Genomic DNA, 19,470 nt, shown 5'->3' on the forward strand with positions numbered 1-19,470 from the left:
CGTTTGCAGAGAAGCCTGGTCTGCAGATGGTACGGAATTAGTTTTTCCGTCCAATTTCAATCGCTATAACCAAGTCATCTTTGGGGGACACAAGAAAGCCATTGAAAGACTTTTGAAGATTTTGGAAGAGCGGAAGGCTGTCAAATCCGGAAGTGATGTCTTCATGCTTGATTCGGTGAAGACACCTTTTCACACGCCCCTTTTAAGAGAGGCTTCGGAGAGAATGCGGGCTTTCTTTAAAGCAACCCCCGTATTTTATCCGCGAAGGCCCAATGTGAGCCGTGTTCTCATGGATACAACCGGGGCTTATCTGCCGGAAGATACGGGTGCCATCCAAGAAATATTTGCCGATCAAATTTCAAACCCCACCAAATTGCGAGAAGTCATTCGGATGGCCATTTTAGCGGGAGTTCGTCGTTTTGTGGAAATTGGAATACGGGAGAACCTCGCCAAGCACGTTTTCTCAGTGGCAAAATCCTTGGGATTTACGGATCCCGAAGCTGAATTTGAAATTCTGTTCGTTAATCCTGAGGTGAATCCAGAGGATTATTCCCGCTTCACTTACGATTTCGTCGAAAGCCCCTTGCCCAAGGCTGCTCCTGTACCTGTCGTTGCAGAAAAACCGAAAGAAGAAGCAGCAGCTCCGGTTGCCATGTCCATGATGATGCCTCAAATGGGGGTTGCGGCGCCCTCTTGGAAGGAAGTGACGTCGGCTGAGTTCAGACAGGCCTATACGCAATTGGGTATTCGCGCCATTGGACACAAAGTGAACAAAGACGATGTGACTCAAGCAGGGGATCAAGCTCTTTATAAATTGGTCACTCAGCAGGCGAAGAAAATCACTGTCATCGGAGATGCGGCCTTTGAGTCCTTAGTCGAGCAGTTTACTGCCGACATGGTGGCCCTGGAACCCGGTGCTTTGGGCTTTTTAAGGGATCAGAATGCCTATTTGGCAGGAGTACTGGGACTGGAAGGCGGGGATTTGAACAAACGCTCGTTGTGGGCGGATTGGAGCGAAGGTGATTTGATCGCCTACTGCAAGGCGATGTGGGAAGCCAATGCTGCCGTGGGCGAGTTCACGATTAACGCGGATAATTTCGTCCGCGAGGCGGAGTTATCGGATAAAGGCAAACGTCCCATTGGTATTGGCAGCAAAAAGATTACTGGTGCCTTGCGCATGATTTCGGGAACTTTGGGAATTTGCACGACCAAAAAGGAAGGCGAAGCCTTGAAGACTTTCGGGGACTTTCTGGATTTGATGATGAAGAAGCTCAAAGAAGCCCCAATGGCTCTTCCGGAAGCGCCTTCCGAAGTACGTCACATGGCTTCAGTGATGTATTTGGCGGGAAAGAATGCCATCGCCAAACTGGAGGTTAAAGAGAAAGAAGCCAAGGCTCGTGCCGTTCCTGCTTTTGCGGGCATGCCCATGGCTGCGGCTTCTGCGCCGACATGGGCTGAAGTAACAGCGCCCCAGTTAAGAAGCAAGCTTCTTACATTGGGTGTTGCAGCCATTGGACATAAAGTGAACAAAGACAATGTGGCGCAAGCAGGGGATCAACCCTTGTTTAAATTGGTTACGCAACAGGCTAAAAAAGTCACGGTATTAGGGGATGAATCCTTTGGAGCTCTTGCTGGCCAGCTGACTTCTTCTATACAGGAATTGGGTCCTGGGGCTGTGGATGTGTTGGGCGATAGCGTTGCGTATTACCGAGGGGTTTTAGGTTTGGAAGGTGGGGATTTGAACAAACGCTCGTTGTGGGCGGATTGGAGCGAAGGTGATTTGATCGCCTACTGCAAGGCGATGTGGGAAGCCAATGCTGCCGTGGGCGAGTTCACGATTAACGCGGATAATTTCGTCCGCGAGGCGGAGTTATCGGATAAAGGCAAACGTCCCATTGGTATTGGCAGCAAAAAGATTACTGGTGCCTTGCGCATGATTTCGGGAACTTTGGGAATTTGCACGACCAAAAAGGAAGGCGAAGCCTTGAAGACTTTCGGGGACTTTCTGGATTTGGTGATGAAGAAGCTCAAAGAAGCTCCCTTAGCCCTCCCTGAGGCTCCCTCCGAAGTTCGTCACATGGTCTCGGTCATGTTGACCGTGCAAGAGCAGGCTTTAACTGCGTTAAAGAAGGAAAAGAGTGAAGCCCTTTCACGCGCTCAAGTTCCTGCCATGGGTGGGATGATGATGGGTGGTGGTGTTGATCCCGCTGAATTAGATGCTCGCGATGCAGCTCTTCGTGCTGAATTTGCTGCGTCCCTTCAGGCCAGCGGCAAGGATGCCATCCGTGCCTTTGTGCGCTCCATGGGTGTTGCTGTGGATGAATCTACCTTGCAGCAGGTTACCATCTCCCCCGCTGGAAGAGTTACTTTCTTAAAAGACAAAGACGCACTCGAGAAGGCTCGTCGCTTGGAACGTTTGGAAGCCTCCGATCCCGCTTACGCTAAGGCGATTGAAAACGCCAATTTCAGGCCTGAGCTGGAATATGGTTTTGGAAATGTGGAAGCCGTGGGTGCCATGGAAAATTTGTTCAACTTCATGCGCATGTTGAATACCTCCACTTTCCCGACGGATGCCTACGAGCAAAATGTTGAGATCAATGTGCTGGCCAATCAGTTGGATGAAAGGGGCCTGGCCCATGCGCGTTGGCTACGCGACCAGACGGCCGATGCCGGCAAGCGGTCTGTTCTTGACCGTTTGATCGCACGCACTGAAAACTCCCTTAAAAATGGTCCTTCCTTCGATGGTGTCATCCATTTAAATGGTGCCGTCCACGAACCCGTTTATGGCACTTATTCCACCCGCGTTGTGGATCGTGGTATGACGACCTTGGAACTTTTGGATCATTATCGAAAAATCGGAATTCCCGAATCTACCGTGAAGGCTTTGGAGACTTTAATCAAGCAAGGCCGTGACTTGCGTGGCAAGGATTTTGTCGTCTCGGGGGCAGGAACCATCGGAGAGCCCATGGTGGCCATGCTTCTCCGCTTGGGTGCGCGCGTGATCATTCTGGATTACAAAGGCCGTTCCGCCAAGCAGGGCATGGGATACCGCTCCGACCATTACCGCGAATTGCTCAAGAGAAACGGTGTCCGTGGCATAGAAAACCAATTGGTCATTGAACCGAATTTGACCTTGGGTGATGAAGAAGATTCCCAAAGGCTTTTTGACCACATGGTGGCCAGAGGTTACCGGCCTCGTGGCTTTTTCCACACAGGGGCTGTTTCCGATTATGGTGATTACGCCGATCGTGGAAGTCCGCTTAATACCTTCCGTGTCCATGTTGACTTCGTGAATCAGTTGGAAAAACGTTGGGCTAAATATTATCAGGCCAATGAAGAAATCCTCCGTGCCGAATTTACGGAAAAGAACAAGGACCGGATTGTGAACGTTGCCCCCGAAGCTTTGGCTTCCCGTTTCCGTGCCAAGTATGCGGGCCAGAGTGTTGTTCCAGCCCTTCCATTCAAGAATGCCCAGAATGAGATTGTCTATGTTCCTTTCACGGAAGCTTTCTCTTTTTACATGGCGTCGAATCGTTTTCCCACACCTAACGATCGTCACCAATTCACGGGTTCCGGCACTTACGAAATCAAAGAAGGAGCGGCTCCGGGAGCAACGGCCCAAGTGGCCCAAAATGAATCAGTTCGTTATGCGGATGGAACGCCCGTCCTCATTGAAGACCATCATCGCACGGGAGGGACTTACCCTGCTGATGGTTTACAGCCCTCAGGGAACGAAGATAAAAATACACGCTTGATGGAGAAATTAGCTCTGTTCCAACAAGGGATGGAGGAAAATGCTCCGGATTATGATGTTAACTTCTATGGATTCCAAGGCGGCGAAATCGCCGGCATGTCCATTGCCACCATGTCCGAACTCTTTGACATGGGTCCTTTGGCGTTCTTGCGTGAAACAGAAATGAACGAGGATGATTTGCTTGGTGATGAACAGATCCTTCAGCAATTGCCCAAGGGAAGAGTGATTGTGAATGCGCTTCCCGAAGTTGTTCACGAACACGATTCCACCGGTGGTGTGAGAGCTTTGGAAAAAGTTTTGGCGGCTCGCGGAAAAACTTTTGAAGATCTTGCGGGAAAAATCCGCGATGAGGAACTGGCGATGCATACTGCCATGTTCCGCTTTGCTCTTCCTCCCAAAACAGATGCCGTGCATCTTCCTTTAGATGGCTCGCTTTACGATCCCAACAACTGGGCTTCGCAATATGTGGTGACTGATGGTCGCACCGAGGGCCGTTTTGCGCCCAAGCCGACCGACATCTACCCCCGGCCGTACACAATGATGACCTTGGCCGCAGGTATGGTGGGGGTGGGGGGTAATGGCCCCATGCAATTGGCGCGTTATTGGCTGGCCCGTACGGGAGCGGAGCTTCCCGAGGATCAGCAATGGATGCTCACGCCCGATCTCTATGACATTGCGAGATCCATGGGTGAAATCGGCATCAACATTGAAGCCTTACGGGGCATGAGTCTTGAGGAAATTGCCGCATACTTCGATGAAAATAAATTGTTCGATAAGATGGGTGCGCAGCGTGTGGAAGAGGCCTTGAATTATGAATTCTTCGTTCCCACAAAAGCCCCCGAAGGCGGCATTGAGTTTGAGGTGAAGGGGAAGGAGCTTGCCGCCCAATACGAAAGACAGGGCCACAAAATTTTCCAGGAAGCCGGATCCAAGAATTTTATTGTTCAAGTTGCTGAAGGCAAAATGGTGCTCATCCCAGCAAGGACATCCCTGGCGGCGAATGTCGCTGTTGATTTGCCCGGAGGATCCGATCATTTCAATTGGCGTCTTTTTGGCGTGGGGGTGCATCGTCCCGAGGATACGGCTACCCGTGCGTTTGCCCAACATATGGGCAAGATGTCTACGGGCCAGAGCTTCATGGCTTTGGGAGAAACTCCCCGGTCCCTGCATCGCGATGGCGATGTTTCACGGGACCGCCACCATGGCATCAAGAGTTTGGCTTTGGCCGATTCCAATACTTTGGAAAATACCGTAAGTGCTTCCCTTGTTAGGAATGAGAATCCTACGAGCGATGATATGGCAGGGGAGTTGGGCGATGGTTGGGTGGGTCAGGATGGTTCCGAACAAGTGGACATGACGGGTCAGCCCATTTCGACACAGTCTGCTTGTTCTACAGGCAATACGGGAAAAGTGATTGCCGGCCAGCTAGTGCGAGGAGCTTTTCATGCTGTGGCGACTGGTGAGGCAGAACCAGGTTCTGAAAATCAAATGTGGGAATTGGGAGCTTCCGATTATGCCCGGAGGGCCTTCATCCTGGGTGCTTTTATTGCAGCTCAAGCTCTTCACACAGATGAGCGCGCGGATGAATTGGACTTGGCCATCGGCCAATGGTCCCGTGCCAATAGTACCAATGTGGGTGGTTTTGTTCCCGGAGTTGCTGCAGGCCATGAGATCCAAGAACCAGCCCAAATGACGGCTGGCAAAAATTGGAATAGCGGTACCATCGGGGGGTCATATGGCACGGACGGAAAAGACAGTGGGCCTCGCGAAGCTTACGGCATTGGTCTTATCCTCGTTGTTTTCAGGGCGTGGAAACAGGGCAGAACTTATATTCCTGGAGTGACGGACCGTGAAAAATTAGGAAACGTCCGCTTGCTTTTCCAAGGGCATGAAACCTCAACGCCCCTTGGGGATCCCTTTGAGAATAAAGTTAAAAAACTCTTCCTTAAATATGCCGGTGTGGAAAGTTTTAGTGCTCTTTATGATAGGGAAAATCCCTTGTATTTGGGTGTGGATAAATTCGAACAATTGCTTGACCCCGCCCATCCCCTCTATGTCTCTCGGGAGGGCGTGCATTATCTTGATGCCCTGGATCAATTTTTAGAGAACAATCTACCGGCTGAAGTGCGCAAGTCCATTGGTGTGTCTGAAGGAGCTGTTGCCTTGGACGAGGCTTCCAAACCCGTGCAGGGCCATCCCTTGGGAGCGGCCTCTGCAGTGGATAGTGTTCGTCGTCAGGTTTCTTTCTCGACCCATCTTTATTTGGGAAACCCCAACTTGGACAATGCCCGTCCCGAATTGGCACAGGCCCCCAACTTAGTGCAGGTGAATGTTTCCTTCAACATGGATGAGGTGATGCCTTCGGATAAACCCGTGTTGGCCATCAGTTTGGCAGCAGGTTTTAGCCATAAAAACACTTCGGTGATGGAAGCGGAGATGAAGAGGCAAAAAGAATCCAAAGAAGCCGTTGCAACTGACATGGCTGCCCGTTTACGCCAAGATGCCCGTGCTCGCACGCAGATGCGCGCCGAACGTGAAGGCAAGCGCTATATGGTGGAATCCATTGATGCAGAACCCATTCCTGTGACAACTTATGAAGATTTGCGTGTTCTCTCCACGCGTTCGCAATCCATTGCCCGTGCCTTGGCGGAAGGAAAGACTTTTGATTTTGACAATATCTTAAGCTGGGCGATTAATCCCGAGATGTTTCCCTTGGATCCCGATGTGCAGCCCACCAAAGCGGATGTGGCCTACCAAAAGGCTTGGGACAGAATCAAGGCCATGGAAGCTAATTTCAAGTCTGAAAAAATTGAAGCTACGCACCAAATGGCTAAATCACAAAACATGGCCGCTCAACCCTATGTCAACTTCGGAGCTTCCGACGGCATGGGTTTGCGCACCATTATGGAATACATCCTGGCCGGTGCCATCAAGTACGGTGTGGTTGTCCATTACGATGCTCCCAAGCTCGACAACGACCGCTACATGCAGGCGCAAGCCCTCAAAGCATGGGCCAATGCGCATGGGGTTCACCTTGAAGTAGTGAACAAGAGCGCCATTGTCTTTGACTCCTCGAGCTTTGTTATTGAAGGGGAAGATTTCCCCGCGGATGATCAAATCGATTTGGGGAAACTCAAATACGAAACTTTCGACGAAGAAATTCTTCGTGCCATGAACAAGGTTGAAAAAATGGCTGCTGAAGCCGCCGAAGGAACCGATGCCACAGCCCTTGCCAAGGAATGGAACACGGATATTTACATCGCTTTTGGCGCACCTGAACGTACACCCAAAGCCGGGGAAATCAAAGTCCCCTCCATCGACGCGCAAGGTCGGCTCTTTTTTGAGACCGTGCCCGACACCTCTTCTTGGGAAGAAGCTGTGGAACGCACCATCGGTCCCATGGGTTTTAACGTCTGGGCCATCATCCGACAAATGGCCGACATGGGACGTTTGGGAACTCATTCCCGCATGCGCCAGGCCGATTGGAAGAACGGTGCGGACCCTCGTAACGCCGCTCTCCAGGGTGTTTACTACGGATTGAACGCACTCTTAAAAGAAGTGGCTTCCTTAGGCATCGCCAAGCGTGTGGCCAAGCTCGCTTTGGAGCGCCTCCGCAATGCCTTCCAGGAAGATGGTTTCTACGCACTTTCCTTGAAGGCCAAGTTAACCCAGGTGACCTCGATTGCTGGGGACACCTCGGCCCTTGCAGCTCGCAAGGTTTTGACCAGCAAAGAATTCAAACGAGCCGACCTCGAAGGAAAAAAGAAAATCATGCGCCAATTTGTGACTGGCCGCTTCGGCCACTTGCAAGTGGCGGCGTATCCCTTCTTCTTTTCGTTTGCTTCGCGGCTCATTCCAGGTGCGTGGCAATGGGGCTTGGAACAACGCCAAGTGTTGGAAGAACGCGGCGCTTTCTTAAGCATGGAAGACCTGGCCGCCGATGCCAACAACAAATTGCTCGCCTCCCATGAAAACCTTGGGGCCGATGAAATGGCGGCCAAGATGTTGGAAGTGGACCAGCACGAATACGATGCCATCGAGGAAGTGTCGCGCCGCGCGGCAGACCTCCCTGCAAAAATGCAGGCCTGGATGGATGCTCATCCCACCGAAGTGCTCACAGATAAGGACGGCAAGCAATATCTTCCTCCTGAAGCCACCCGTGAACTCTTGCTGGGATTGGTCCCTGATAATTACCGCGACATCCTGGCAGAATATCTTCCGCCCGTTGAAAAGAAGGCGCGTGAGATGGAAGCCGGGGCTTCTCCCTTGCACAAGGGTTTGCCCACCATCAATGCGGCCTTTGGAGCACCTCGCTTTGAGTCATCACAATTTGTTGATGGAAGAATGGAGTATGCTTTCCCTGATACATACGCCGGATTTAGTGGCATCACTCATGGGGGCATGCAAGCAGCTACCATGAAGGCCGCCATTCAGGCCGTTTTTGGGGAACAACCGGAAAGTCGTTATGTTCGCCAAGTTAATTTTGAAGGCCATACCCCAACCGGTGTGTCTTTGACAGTTTCGGTGAACAAAGGCCCCAATGTAACGACAGCCGAAATTGTGGATGAAGAAGGTCATGTTGTTGCATCGACCCAGTTCATCAATACTCTCCGTAACGAGCGAAATGGAACACTCATTGTGCGTTATCCTTCCGCTGATGGAAAAACGTTTGATGAGCATGTGATTGACAAGGTTTCAAATGTCAAACCCACTGATCTTTTCAATGATGTGGAATTTGAATGCCTTCCCGGCTGCGTTGCTGCAGGACACGTACATGAGCAAGGTTTGCAGTTTAAATACGCTTTTGACCGTGAACATAACGCAATCTGGGGTGTGCTCGATCCTACTGATGGTATTGATCCCATCGATGCCATTGTGCTCGCCGGTGATGACATGGGCTGTTGGGCGGGAATGCGTGCCGCGAAAACCTGGGGATTCACAACGCATAACACTTTCATTCCTGTGAGCGACTTCAAAGCTGGGGAACGTTTGTTCCTCGTGGCCGAAGTGCCACAGGCCGATACGCCGGATCACGCCACCGTGAAGGTCATGAATGCCCGCGGTGAAGTGAGAGCCATTTTAGAAGTGGGGTACTTTGCGAGCGAAGAAGCCACCATCAATGGTTTGGTGGCAGGTCTTAAGGCCGAAAAACAATATGGTGCCCAAGCAGTGAAAACTTCTTTGGCTTTCCTGAAGGAATCCATGGGCGATCATTTTGAGCTTTATTTAGCGAAAGCCCGAATCCAGTTAGCCCGGGAAAGTGCTCCCAAAGGCACTCCATCTCCCGCTCCTGCAGGAGAAGCCAAAGTGGCATCTGGTGCTCACACAGAAGATTCTGCAGATCCAAGAGTTCCAGCACCCAAACCCGCAGGTGAGAGTGGCGGGGAAAAACTTATGGCAAAAGTGCTCGAAGGTGGATTTGCTAGAGATGTAGGCGACCCCATCGCGAATGCACCCGACCCAACCCAAGGCTGGCTCCAAATCAGCCCCCAAGGTGAGGCTTTGAAACTAGCTACCGATAGGGCCACCAAAGATAAAGATGATAAGCCCGCTAGAAGAGCCCCTCAGACACTCAAGCCTTCTCAAAGAAGGCCTGGAGTCACAGCCTTAAGCCGTCCTTGGGCCCGCATGAACGCCATGCGAGGGCCGGTTCTTCGTCCGTCCATCAGGGCCAATTTCTTAAGGCCTCGATAAAAATTGGTGAAAAAGCCGTGGGTTTAAACATCCGCGGCATTTCCACATCCAATCCAGCTTCCAAAAAATAGACGCCGAATACGGCTTTGCCGTGGCGAAGTGTTTTTTTATCAAGGGGTGATATTCATGGTGATGATATTCATGGTGATATTCATGGTGTCATATTCATGGTTGACGAATGGTACCAAATTCCGTACCTTTAAAGGCACCATGAAACCATCGGAAAATATCAAGCCCATTACTTATCTTAAAACATCCTCTGCCAAACTTGTTAAACAGGTTCACTCTCAAAAAAGCCCTGTTATCATCACCCAAAATGGGCAGGCCAAGCTTGTCATTCAGGATGTTAAAACGTATGAAAAAACTCAGGAAATGCTGACCTTATTGAAAATTCTATCGCAGGGTGTCAGCGATATTCAGGCAAAAAAGAAGGTGGGTCATGAAACCCTCATGCGCCGTCTCAGGGCGAAGATAAAAAAGAAGATCACTTGAATGCATTCCCAGTTTAAAATTTCTTGGTCCAAGGTTGCTGAAATGGATTTGGAGTCTATTGTCGATTTCATTTCTGAAGAAAGCTCACTTATGGCCCTTCGTATTCTCGATAAAGTACACAAAACAGCCATCTCACTGAAAAAAAGCCCTTTTCGTGGTCGCGTTCTTCCCGAGTTTAAGAATGTGCGGGGTCTCCCCTTTAGAGAATTGCTCATTAAACCATGGCGATTGATTTATAAAATCGACAATAAAGAAGTCCATATTGTTGCTTTTCTGGATTCACGTCGTGACCTCGAAGAATTACTCTATGAGCGCCTTATTAGGGGAAGGGCAAAATAGGAGCGTTGTGGAATTGCGTTCCCACGCGGAGCGTGGAAATGAGGGAAAAATCAAGACATCTCCAGTTGGAAACTTTTCAGGTTTTGAAGGAAGTCACGGATGTGTTTTAAAAAGGTTTCGATATCCTCTCGATGGTTGCAGACAATCTCGTAGAGTCTTTTGGCTTCCATTTCGGCATAATGATGGACTAGGACATTGCGCATCCCTGCCATGGGGATGAGCGCCCGATTGACGAAGTCTTTGGGAATGACGCCGCATTCCCCCATTTTTACGGCCATGTCCTTGTAGGCAACGGCCCTGCCACCAGGCAGGCGCGACAAGATATGGGATGAGATATTGAAAACCCCTTCCAAAGCCAGTCGAAGGTGGTGTTGGGCCAAATCGTAGTTGTCTTCCTTGCAGAAATCCTGGAAGGAAAGCCTGGAAAGTTTCTCCAGCTTTTTAATGTTCTTCTGCATGCCATCCATGCGTGGGAAGAGGGCTTCTTTTTCCAAGGGTATGGGTGTCATAGTCTTTGAAGGATTGTTTTGTCGAATTCATCCAGGATGGGGCGGTAATCGCAGTAGAGCAGGGTGGTTTGGGCTTCGTAACGCAGGCGGGATTTTGGATCAAAGTCAGCGAGCACCTGCCCGTAGCGGATCACATGAAACTGCAGCTCCAATCCGGCATCGCGCAAAAAGACAATGTCAATGACATCATTTTCAAGGGTCCGTGGGGATATTTCACAAAAAACATCATAGAGCTTCTCGTAAAGGGGATCGCCTTTGGAATGCCCTTTATCCTTGGTGAGGACGGCATAGTCGTAATCAGAAAGGGGACCTTCTTTTCCCTGTGCCCGTGATCCAAAAAGATAAACAGCCTCAATGCCGGAGGATTTGAGGATTTTTTCTTGATCTGGAGAGAAGGGGCCCATGGCAGACATTTTATTCCAATCCCCATGCTACGCAACTTATTTTATTTTTTGACGATAATAAGGATGTTATTAAAGGGGAGCCATTTTTTATGGGAAAAGTAGATCCAAAATTACTACGAGATTTAGTTGTTCAAAATGATTCTCATCCTCTTATCCCCCCTCTTGAAACAAGAGGGGGCGAGGGGGCGTTATCCCCGCCTTTTCCCCCAGATACCACTCTCCTCATCAAACCACTTCCCGGAAGACCCCAAGCCCTATGGCGCTCCGAAGGTCCTCGCCCCATGGCTTTTGCTCAAGCTGGCAAAGATGTTGGGGGAACAAGTTATGCTCAAAGAGTGGGCACTGCCCCTGTACGTGGAAGTACACCCACATTTACGCTTAAACCCCCAACAAGTGGGACGAGCTATGCCCCTAACGAATACATTGTTCTTAATATGAAAAATGTGCCGTGGAATGTAACTATTTACTACACCATTAATGGTGTAAAACAGCGGGGCATTGATGTTCGTGATGACAATACAAAAATAACTTTAGGCAAACCAAGCGAACTTCCTGGTTTAAAAAACTTGGCCGAAGCAACCCCTTTTCAAATTGAAATTACGTATATTGGGGATTACGAGCAACGTCCGCCGATTGCTGTGGATACAGGCTCCTACACAATTGGGGCTAGTAAAAGTGCGGCCCCTAAACCACAGGTACTCGTTGATAAAGTACAAGAAATTTTTAAAGCAGTGGATGAGGGAGAATTAGGTTTAAGTAGAGAAAAGCTTGATAAAAAAGATAAAAATGAAATCGCTAAGAAAAAAGGCATTTATGAAAAAGCCATAACTTCTCTAAGAGAACTCTTGGGAACGGTAGATGGTGGGGAGAAAAACAAGATCGAGGGAGCGATCGAAGTGTTACAAGCAGTCATCGATCGTCTTGATTTTCCTGAACTTGAAAAAGTAGATAAACTTCGCCAGCAAATTAGAACTTCACAAAATCCGAAAGGGGAAGTGCCAAAAATAAGAAGAGATTTGTATAAGTTAGGCACGCCCGTAATTCCCTTTAAAGTAAGAGCGGAAATTAACAAACTACATCGATTATTAGATGAAGTAGAAAAAAGACCAGATTCAAAACCCACCGTTGCCGCCTCCCAGCCTGTTGCTAGAGGGGGAAAGAGGGGGGAGGGGAAGGATGCTAAAAAAGAGAAGATTCCTGCTGTACCACCACCACCATCATCACCACCCGCTGTTGGTCCTGTACCTCCTGCGATTGTTGCTCCGCCACCACCGCCCGTTTCAACTCCGTCAAGTGCAGCTGCTCCTGCGGCTGCCCTGCCAAGTCCATAGCCGTTTGGTTAAAAACCCCATTCATTCACCATGTCCTGATATATGAATAAATGGACATGGTGTCCGCCAGAGGACGGATCAGCCTTCAGCTGAAGCTCCGTTCCGCAAACGGAATCCCGCTACGCGGTGATCGAACTATGACTCGCTCACACCCTGGCTTCCCGCCGAAGCGGGAGCATAGGAGGGAGCTTCGTTCCGCATACTCGATATTTTCACCTTTTATCATCGTTCTCCGCAACTTCTCTAATTTTTTGCCGATAATATCGGCATGGTTGATTTTAAATTACCAAAAACACTTCAAGATCACGCCAATCAATCCCCTTTATTTAAAGGCCTTGCCGCTGATACCAAAACAATAAAATTAACGGTTGAGTCAGATGATATGGCGGGAGTGGCTCTTACCGATGAGCAAGGCTGGCAGTTTCTTAAAAATTTTCAGCTTGTAAAAAATGGCAATGGTCCAACCGGTTTGCCTTCTGTAACGGGTGAAGCAAAAAAAGGTTATGTTCTTTCATTACCGGGTGATGTTTTTGGAGATGGCCTTACAGAAATTGTCCTTACAGAACAAGCGATGGCAGCCTTTCAGGTTGTTGGTGGCCAAATCATCCCTCCTTCGGGACTAAGCGAGCAGGAAATAAATTTTTTAAGAACCCTGATAGGGGCAACCAAACAAAAAAAACCGGAAGCTGCGGTAAAACATATTAAGGATCATTTCTCCACTCCCATTGTTTATTGGGATTATGATGGGGATTTGACTAATGGTAGTGGTCAGTACACCAATGATTTCTATGCCATGACCGAGGCAACCTATAACCGGTTTGCCGATTCTTACAAAGCCTGGACAGATCATGCCACTTTTAAGGAAATGGCCAAGCCCTTGGCTGAGCAATTAGGCGTGGGTGTTGTTTCAAGCGATGTTTTAGACCGTAACGATGTCTATCTTCCCTTTGTAAGCAATGATGGGAAAATTAAATGGGAAAAATTGGATCTTTCAAAACTAGAGGCTATTTTGGCTCGCCCGGATTTTCCAACGACAGTTGTCCAATTAAGTAAAATAAAAGCGGAGTATGTGGCGCAAAGGGCACGTACCGATGGAGAGTTTTTTGGAGTTTCTGTACGAGCGGTTAATTTTAATGTTTTAGGAAAGGGAAGGGATGGTAGGGACCTTCCCTTTCAAATGCCTGTTGCCCTGATTCCAAAGGCCTTGCAAACTTGTGAACCGGGCCAAAATGAGCAAGCCGGATTTTTCAAGTTGAAAATTTCGCTACCTGCCGAAGTGGCCACCCAGTTGGTGAAAATGTCGGAATTATATCCCAGCGAACAAAACCCAATCTGCAGTGTCAAACAAGAGGGGCAGCAAGCCCCAAACGGCTTGGTTCAATTGGCCATCCATATTGATGTGAAAGCTCTTGGACAAATGCAAACAGCATTGGACTTGGCGCTTAAAGGCATAAAAACTTCGGATGACCCGGCGGTTAAAGACAAACTCGAAGTGGCGGGTGCTTTAATAAATACTATTTTAGGGGATGCGGATAACGATTTTAACAAAAACGTATCCAAAGAAGATCGAAAAAAAATACGTGAAGCCTTGCCGGGAATTCTTCAACAACTCTTAAAAAATATTACCACCTATCAAGATAAGAAAACAGCGGCGGCGAATATTAAGGTTGGAGATTTGTCGGATAATAAATATTTTGAGGTTTTAATTACTCTTATCAATGATTCAGACATGCTAATTTCTGAGAAATTGCAATTAATAGCAACATTAAAACAGTTAGATGAGGCCAGAAGGGCTGTCGTACAAGGCGATGATAATCTTTTTTGGACAAAAGCTTTAGGTATTCCAGGAGCCATTATGGGTGTGATGATGCTGGTCGCCTTCAGCAAACGCCGGCAAATGAGAATTGCTATAGACTCTGCCGTAGCTGGGGCCAAGGCTTCGCAGAAAGAATTGGAAAAAGAAAGAGATGTGGATGTTTCAAGTTTTACAGACGATTTAACTGCAAGGGTAATGAAAAAGTACAAGCTTACTCTTGAGAATCTTGATTATATTCCTGATGGTATTGATGATCCTAACTCAACGCCAGAGTTAAGGCAGGCTCTACGTATCTTTCGATATACCAAAGGAGATGCCCCAAAATCTCTTTTTATTCATGCCGATGCCGGTGCCGGTAAATCTCGTTTTCTTGAGCAACTTGCTTACCATATGGCCAGACTCGATCTGAAAGAATTTGGCTACATCAAATACCGTATTATCACAGTAAATCCCAGTGCCATGAAAGCAGGCACAGTCTATCATGGACAAATTGAAGGGCGAATAAAGGCTCTTGTTGACTTGGTCAGTTTTGAGAAAAATGAAAAAAAAGCCAAGTTGCTTGAAAAAATATTGAGATCTTTGCTTAAAATACGCACATCGGATCCCAATTCCAGTCTCGTAACACGAAAATTGATAGTGCTTTGGAAAAAAATGACCCAGATTGATATCCAAAAATATTTGGACAAACTCTATGAAGCTGAATCTGACCCACTCAAAAAAGCAGCCATAAAACGTGTACAACAAATATTTAAAGAGCTTCAAGAGGTGATCCCCCATATTAACCAGATGATGCAAGCGGACTCATTCAAAAATGCCACAGGAGGAAGAAAATTTGAAAATATTCTTGAATATTGGAAGGCTCTTGATGAGGAAAGAGAAAGGGCTGATAAAGCAGATGCAACAAAAGCACCCACAGCGCCAAAAGAAGCTCGCCCTTTGGAAGCGGCATGGTTAAGTCTTCTCAAGGAATTAAGGGATGGGGATCATGATGCCGCTGCAAAAGAGTGGGCTAACGAACAACTAGAAAGTATTAGCCGATCTATTCGCCGCATGACCAAGGAAGGTGAAAAGCTTATTCCAGCAGTTGATGAGGTGCATCAACTTGGCGGCAATATTATGGATGCTTTCAAAATAGCCCTAGCCGAAGATGATGCCCGAATGATCGCTTTAACAACAAACCGTGAAGCTCCCGACTTTATCCGCGGTGATGCTGCCATTGCCCGCCGTTTTTATTTTATTACGCTACGTACACTCACACAACCAGAAGTGGAAAAAGTTATGTACGGTTTTAGGGATGAATTTGCTCAAGATCCAGATAGGCCCGATCCGCCCGATGCAGTTGTTCCCAGGAAGTACCCTAAAATGAAAATTTCAAATCAAGTGATGGATGCCCTGGTGCGTCTTGCTTATGACATGTATGAACAGGCCCAAGCAATTGCTCCTGAAGAGCTGAAAAATCCGAGTGGAGAACAACTGCAAAGTTACTCTATTGCTGCCCATACCCCCATTTCTCTCCTCAAAAGGCTATTACCTGATATCTGTGCTGAGGCGGCGATGCGTGGCAGATCTGAGGCCACATTAACACTAGATGATGTAATCGTTGTCGTTAAAGAAAAATATCGTGTGATGTTAGCTGACTCGTTTGGAACAACAGCCGTTGAACAAGCTCGTAAACCCTGGCTATTGGGACCTAACAAAACCACTTCGGGCAAATTCCCTATCGCGCTTAGAAATCAAATTCTAACTGAACAAGCAATTGTTGCAGAGACTGTTCTTGCCACCATGACCTTAACTGCCGATGGCAGGCTTGAAGCCAGGGATACCGATGGCAGGATTAAGGGCTTAGATGAAATTATTTATGACAGGACGGACGCCCGGGGTGAGGCAAAAGCTGAGGCCGATCTCTTGCAAGGAACGGAACAAAAATCTGGCGGGCCTTTTGGACCCTCAGAATCCGCGGTGAAAGAAAATCGTCCCTTCGTCAAACAAAAACTCCAAGAAATTGAAGAGCTCGATGCTCATATACGCAATATCATGAACGGGGGCGATCCTAAAAAACGCGAAGCTAAAGGCACGGGTCGTGACGCCGCCAATCATGCCGACTGTCGTAGCCCGGAGCTTATTTTAGCCAGAGAAGCAGGAGAGGTGGGCAACAACGCGGATTATATTTTAAGACTTGAAGCGGTGTTAAATGCTGGGGCCCGAACCCCTGTTATTTCTCGCGCAACCGGAGAAACAGAACTTGATTATATTGTTAGGCTTCAAAGGGACATTACTAGCAGGCAAGAAGCAAACGATTATGCATTAAAAGATGGGGAACAAATTGAAGACTATATCACGCGATTGGAAGCTTATATTAAAGCCAGAGAAGCTGTAGTAAAAGATTTTGAAATTTCAAAGCCTGATGAAAAACCTGCTGCTGGCGAAGCCCCCGAAGAAAAAGCTCGCAGCGTCCGGGATTTGATTTTTGAGACCATTCTTGATGAGTTGAGAATTGAAATGATTTCTAACGGCGCCACCGATTTAAAATCCGGAATAGAAGATGCTGTTCGCCTGGTTGTTAAGCACATGGATTTAGCTACTGGCAAGTTCAGTGAAGAGCATCTTAGGGCTTATCCATGGTTACGATCTTTTAATGAACGTTTTAAAGTTACGCTTGTCGGGGGCATTGATTTAGAGAAAAAACACAACATTACTTTGGCAAAATCAAAACTTCAAAAACAAGCAAAAGCAGCCAAAGAAAAACTGGAACTTGTCACTCGTCTGCGTGAGGCCTGGGTTAAATATGGGGTTAGTCTCGGCCAATTGGAACATGCAAAGAACCCCTCCTATTCATTTGATGAAGATGCAGTGCGTGCTGAATATGCCGGGGATGCTTTATCTGCCGCTGGTTATAATGTGCAGAATCTTGAAGAGGAAACCGTAAAAAATCTCGAAGACTGGGTCGAAGACCTTGAAAAAGCTGTGAGGGGAGTGGCAGAAATCAGGGAAGCCATCGTTGAAATTGAAAAAGCCAGGGCGCAGCAGAAAATTTTGTTGGAAGGCAGTGAAGTTAGAAAGGCTGATGGAAGCATAGAATATCGCACATCATTGGAATTAAGTGACCTGGAAGAAGCTCAGGCTAGAAAATTGGGTAGAGAAGCTAATTTGAATAACCCTCCCCATGATTTCCCCAATGATGCAGATGCGGATGATTACCTGAAAAGACTTGTTGATAAAGTAAAAACAACAAAAGCAGCCTTGGAAGAAGAGAAAAAGATCGAAGGGGATAAAGCGAAAAAAATGAAAGCCCTTCGCGACAAGGCTCTGGAATATCGTAATGACCAAGCCCGCATTGCAAAAGAAGCCAAGGGCGGTACACAGCCTGAAAGTAAAGCAAATGAAGACGAATTAAACAAAAAGCCTCTTCATGAAATTCTTGCCGAAATGGGTGTGGTTGGAAATTTGGATACTGTTTTGGATTGTGTCGAAGTCACTGAAGCTGAGACAAAAGTAACCGGCGCTGTTGCTGAGGCTGTTGAGGCACAAAAAGAAACTTTGGAATTCTATGAACAAAAACGAAGTTTGGTGAGAGAACTTTTAAGAGTGCAAGCCCAAGTGGTGGTGGACCAGGTTCAATACACCAGGGGTGGAAATTTGGAAGTTGATGAAAGGAATTTGGACAGATTGGCTGCCGAAATTGCGCTTGATGGTGAGATTGTCCACCCGGCCTTAAGGGCTTTATTCCCAAATTCTTATCAAGAGTTTGTCATCCCTGAAAGGGGCCAAGAAAGCGAAGCCGTTCACTTGGAAGCCTTGAAACATAGGCTTGGTGATCAAGAAAAAGCCAGCGCAGACAGGCTGGAAGAACTTGTGGCTACGGTATTTTCAGAAGGGGAAGAACATGCCCTTAAAGAAGAAATACTTCGCCTGATTCACCCACAAACCGGGCTTCTTCGTGCAAATGTAACCTTAAGCAGAGATGTAAAAACCCTTAGCGAAAATTCAACGGTTGATGCCATTGACCTGGAAAACATCTCTCCCGAATTGCTTGATTTGGCCCGGAAAAATCTTTCCAGAAAAATTACATACGAAAAAGGACACGTCACTTCTGTTTTAGTGACCTTTGCGATGGAAAATGGGGAAGCTGTCACCTTGCCCGGCCGCGTTTTGAGTGTTTTGGAACAGTTCAATATTTCATTGACTACCCAAGGCCCCCCAAAAACCCTGGAAACGATCAATACCGAACTTCTCGCTGCCATTAAAAGAGACCCACTTTATAAGTCATTGATAGAGGCTGTTGATGGTGCCCATTCATCGGCCGGTATGGCGACAAGTGAGCAATCCAATGCGGCTCAAGCAGAGTTTATTCTGAGTGTGGTTGATTTGCTCCATTCTTCCGCAGAAAATCCAACTGAAGAATTACGCCGCTTGGCAACACGTTCAACTCTAAAAGGCTCTTACCTTGTGACGCCAGCAGGTGTAAGTACAACGGCTACAAATCCCGGTGGATGGGATGCAAAATTGACCGCGCTTGGGATTGATTTAAGTTTGAAACAGGATCTGCACAAATTACTTTTTCAATTAAGAGCAAACACTATGGCGGGGCATGAAGTTTTTAAAGCACAAATAGAGCAAGCTGAAACTGCTTTGGGTGCTTTTTTGCAGCATAACCCCCAGCTTTTAGCTTATACAGACAGGCTCTTAATCGACACCCTAAAAATGTATTGTGAAGGGCCACAAGCCGGGCCCGGGGGGCCGGGGCCTGTAGCGCTTGTCTATCTGGGTCGCGCCGCTGATAAAGTTAAAAGAGAAATTAAAGATGAACGGAGAGAGGCTATAGCAGTACGTGAAGTTGCAAGAGAAGCTCGTGAGGAAATAAGGAAAGAGGCAGATCCCATCAGAAGGATGGTTACTAAGAAGGGAAAATAAGGGGATCTACCCCCTGTAGTCCCCCTTATCCCGCAAACGGGATCCCGCTTCGCGGGATAAAGGGGGACAGGAGCCAAGAGAAGAAGCAAAAATCTCCCCTCCTTGATAAGGAGGGGATTAAGGGGAGGTAGGATTTGATATGCGCCCCTGACACTGGAGGGAATGGATAGGAAGTTGAGGTGGATGGGTTGCAGTCTTCTGAAGCCCTTGATAATGAGGG

General features: G+C 47.8%; 7 protein-coding genes (1 of these 7 cut by a window edge). 5 read left to right on the plus strand and 2 right to left on the minus strand.

Annotated features, from left to right (window positions below; translation table 11 throughout):
- The 3 genes from A2048_08850 to A2048_08860 all read left to right on the plus strand — a co-directional run.
- Nucleotides 1-9,448 carry the 3' portion of a hypothetical protein gene (locus A2048_08850; protein OGP08840.1) on the plus strand. It extends 3,863 nt beyond the left edge of the window, so 9,448 of the gene's 13,311 nt are visible here — the last part of the coding sequence; its start codon lies off the left edge, out of view; it ends in the stop codon at nt 9,446-9,448.
- A 210-nt stretch (nt 9,449-9,658) separates the two neighbouring features.
- The gene (locus A2048_08855; protein ID OGP08847.1) at nt 9,659-9,940 is read left to right on the plus strand and encodes a hypothetical protein; all 282 of its coding nucleotides are present in this window, start codon (nt 9,659-9,661) and stop codon (nt 9,938-9,940) included.
- Nucleotides 9,941-10,279 (plus strand): hypothetical protein, encoded by a 339-nt coding sequence (locus tag A2048_08860; protein OGP08841.1) that lies wholly within the window; start codon nt 9,941-9,943, stop codon nt 10,277-10,279.
- Nucleotides 10,280-10,329: 50 nt separating this feature from the next.
- On the opposite strand, the gene A2048_08865 is transcribed toward A2048_08860, so the two are convergent.
- Nucleotides 10,330-10,788 carry a hypothetical protein gene (locus A2048_08865; GenBank protein OGP08842.1) on the minus strand — a complete coding sequence of 153 codons (459 nt, stop codon included), beginning with the start codon at nt 10,786-10,788 and terminating at the stop codon, nt 10,330-10,332.
- On the minus strand, nt 10,785-11,201 hold the full coding sequence (locus A2048_08870) for a hypothetical protein (protein OGP08843.1): 417 nt from the start codon (nt 11,199-11,201) through the stop codon (nt 10,785-10,787). Before A2048_08870 ends, A2048_08865 begins: the two co-directional genes overlap by 4 nt.
- An 80-nt stretch (nt 11,202-11,281) precedes the next feature.
- Between A2048_08870 and A2048_08875 the strand changes: the two genes are divergently transcribed.
- Nucleotides 11,282-12,523, plus strand: a complete 1,242-nt coding sequence (locus A2048_08875) for a hypothetical protein (protein OGP08844.1) — start codon at nt 11,282-11,284, stop codon at nt 12,521-12,523.
- A gap of 268 nt (nt 12,524-12,791) precedes the next feature.
- Nucleotides 12,792-19,250: a hypothetical protein gene (locus A2048_08880; protein ID OGP08845.1), complete on the plus strand. Its 6,459-nt coding sequence runs from the start codon at nt 12,792-12,794 to the stop codon at nt 19,248-19,250.
- Nucleotides 19,251-19,470: the final 220 nt, after the last annotated feature.

The sequence above is a fragment of the Deltaproteobacteria bacterium GWA2_45_12 genome (genome assembly GCA_001797365.1).
In the GTDB taxonomy this organism is placed as follows: domain Bacteria; phylum UBA10199; class UBA10199; order UBA10199; family UBA10199; genus UBA10199.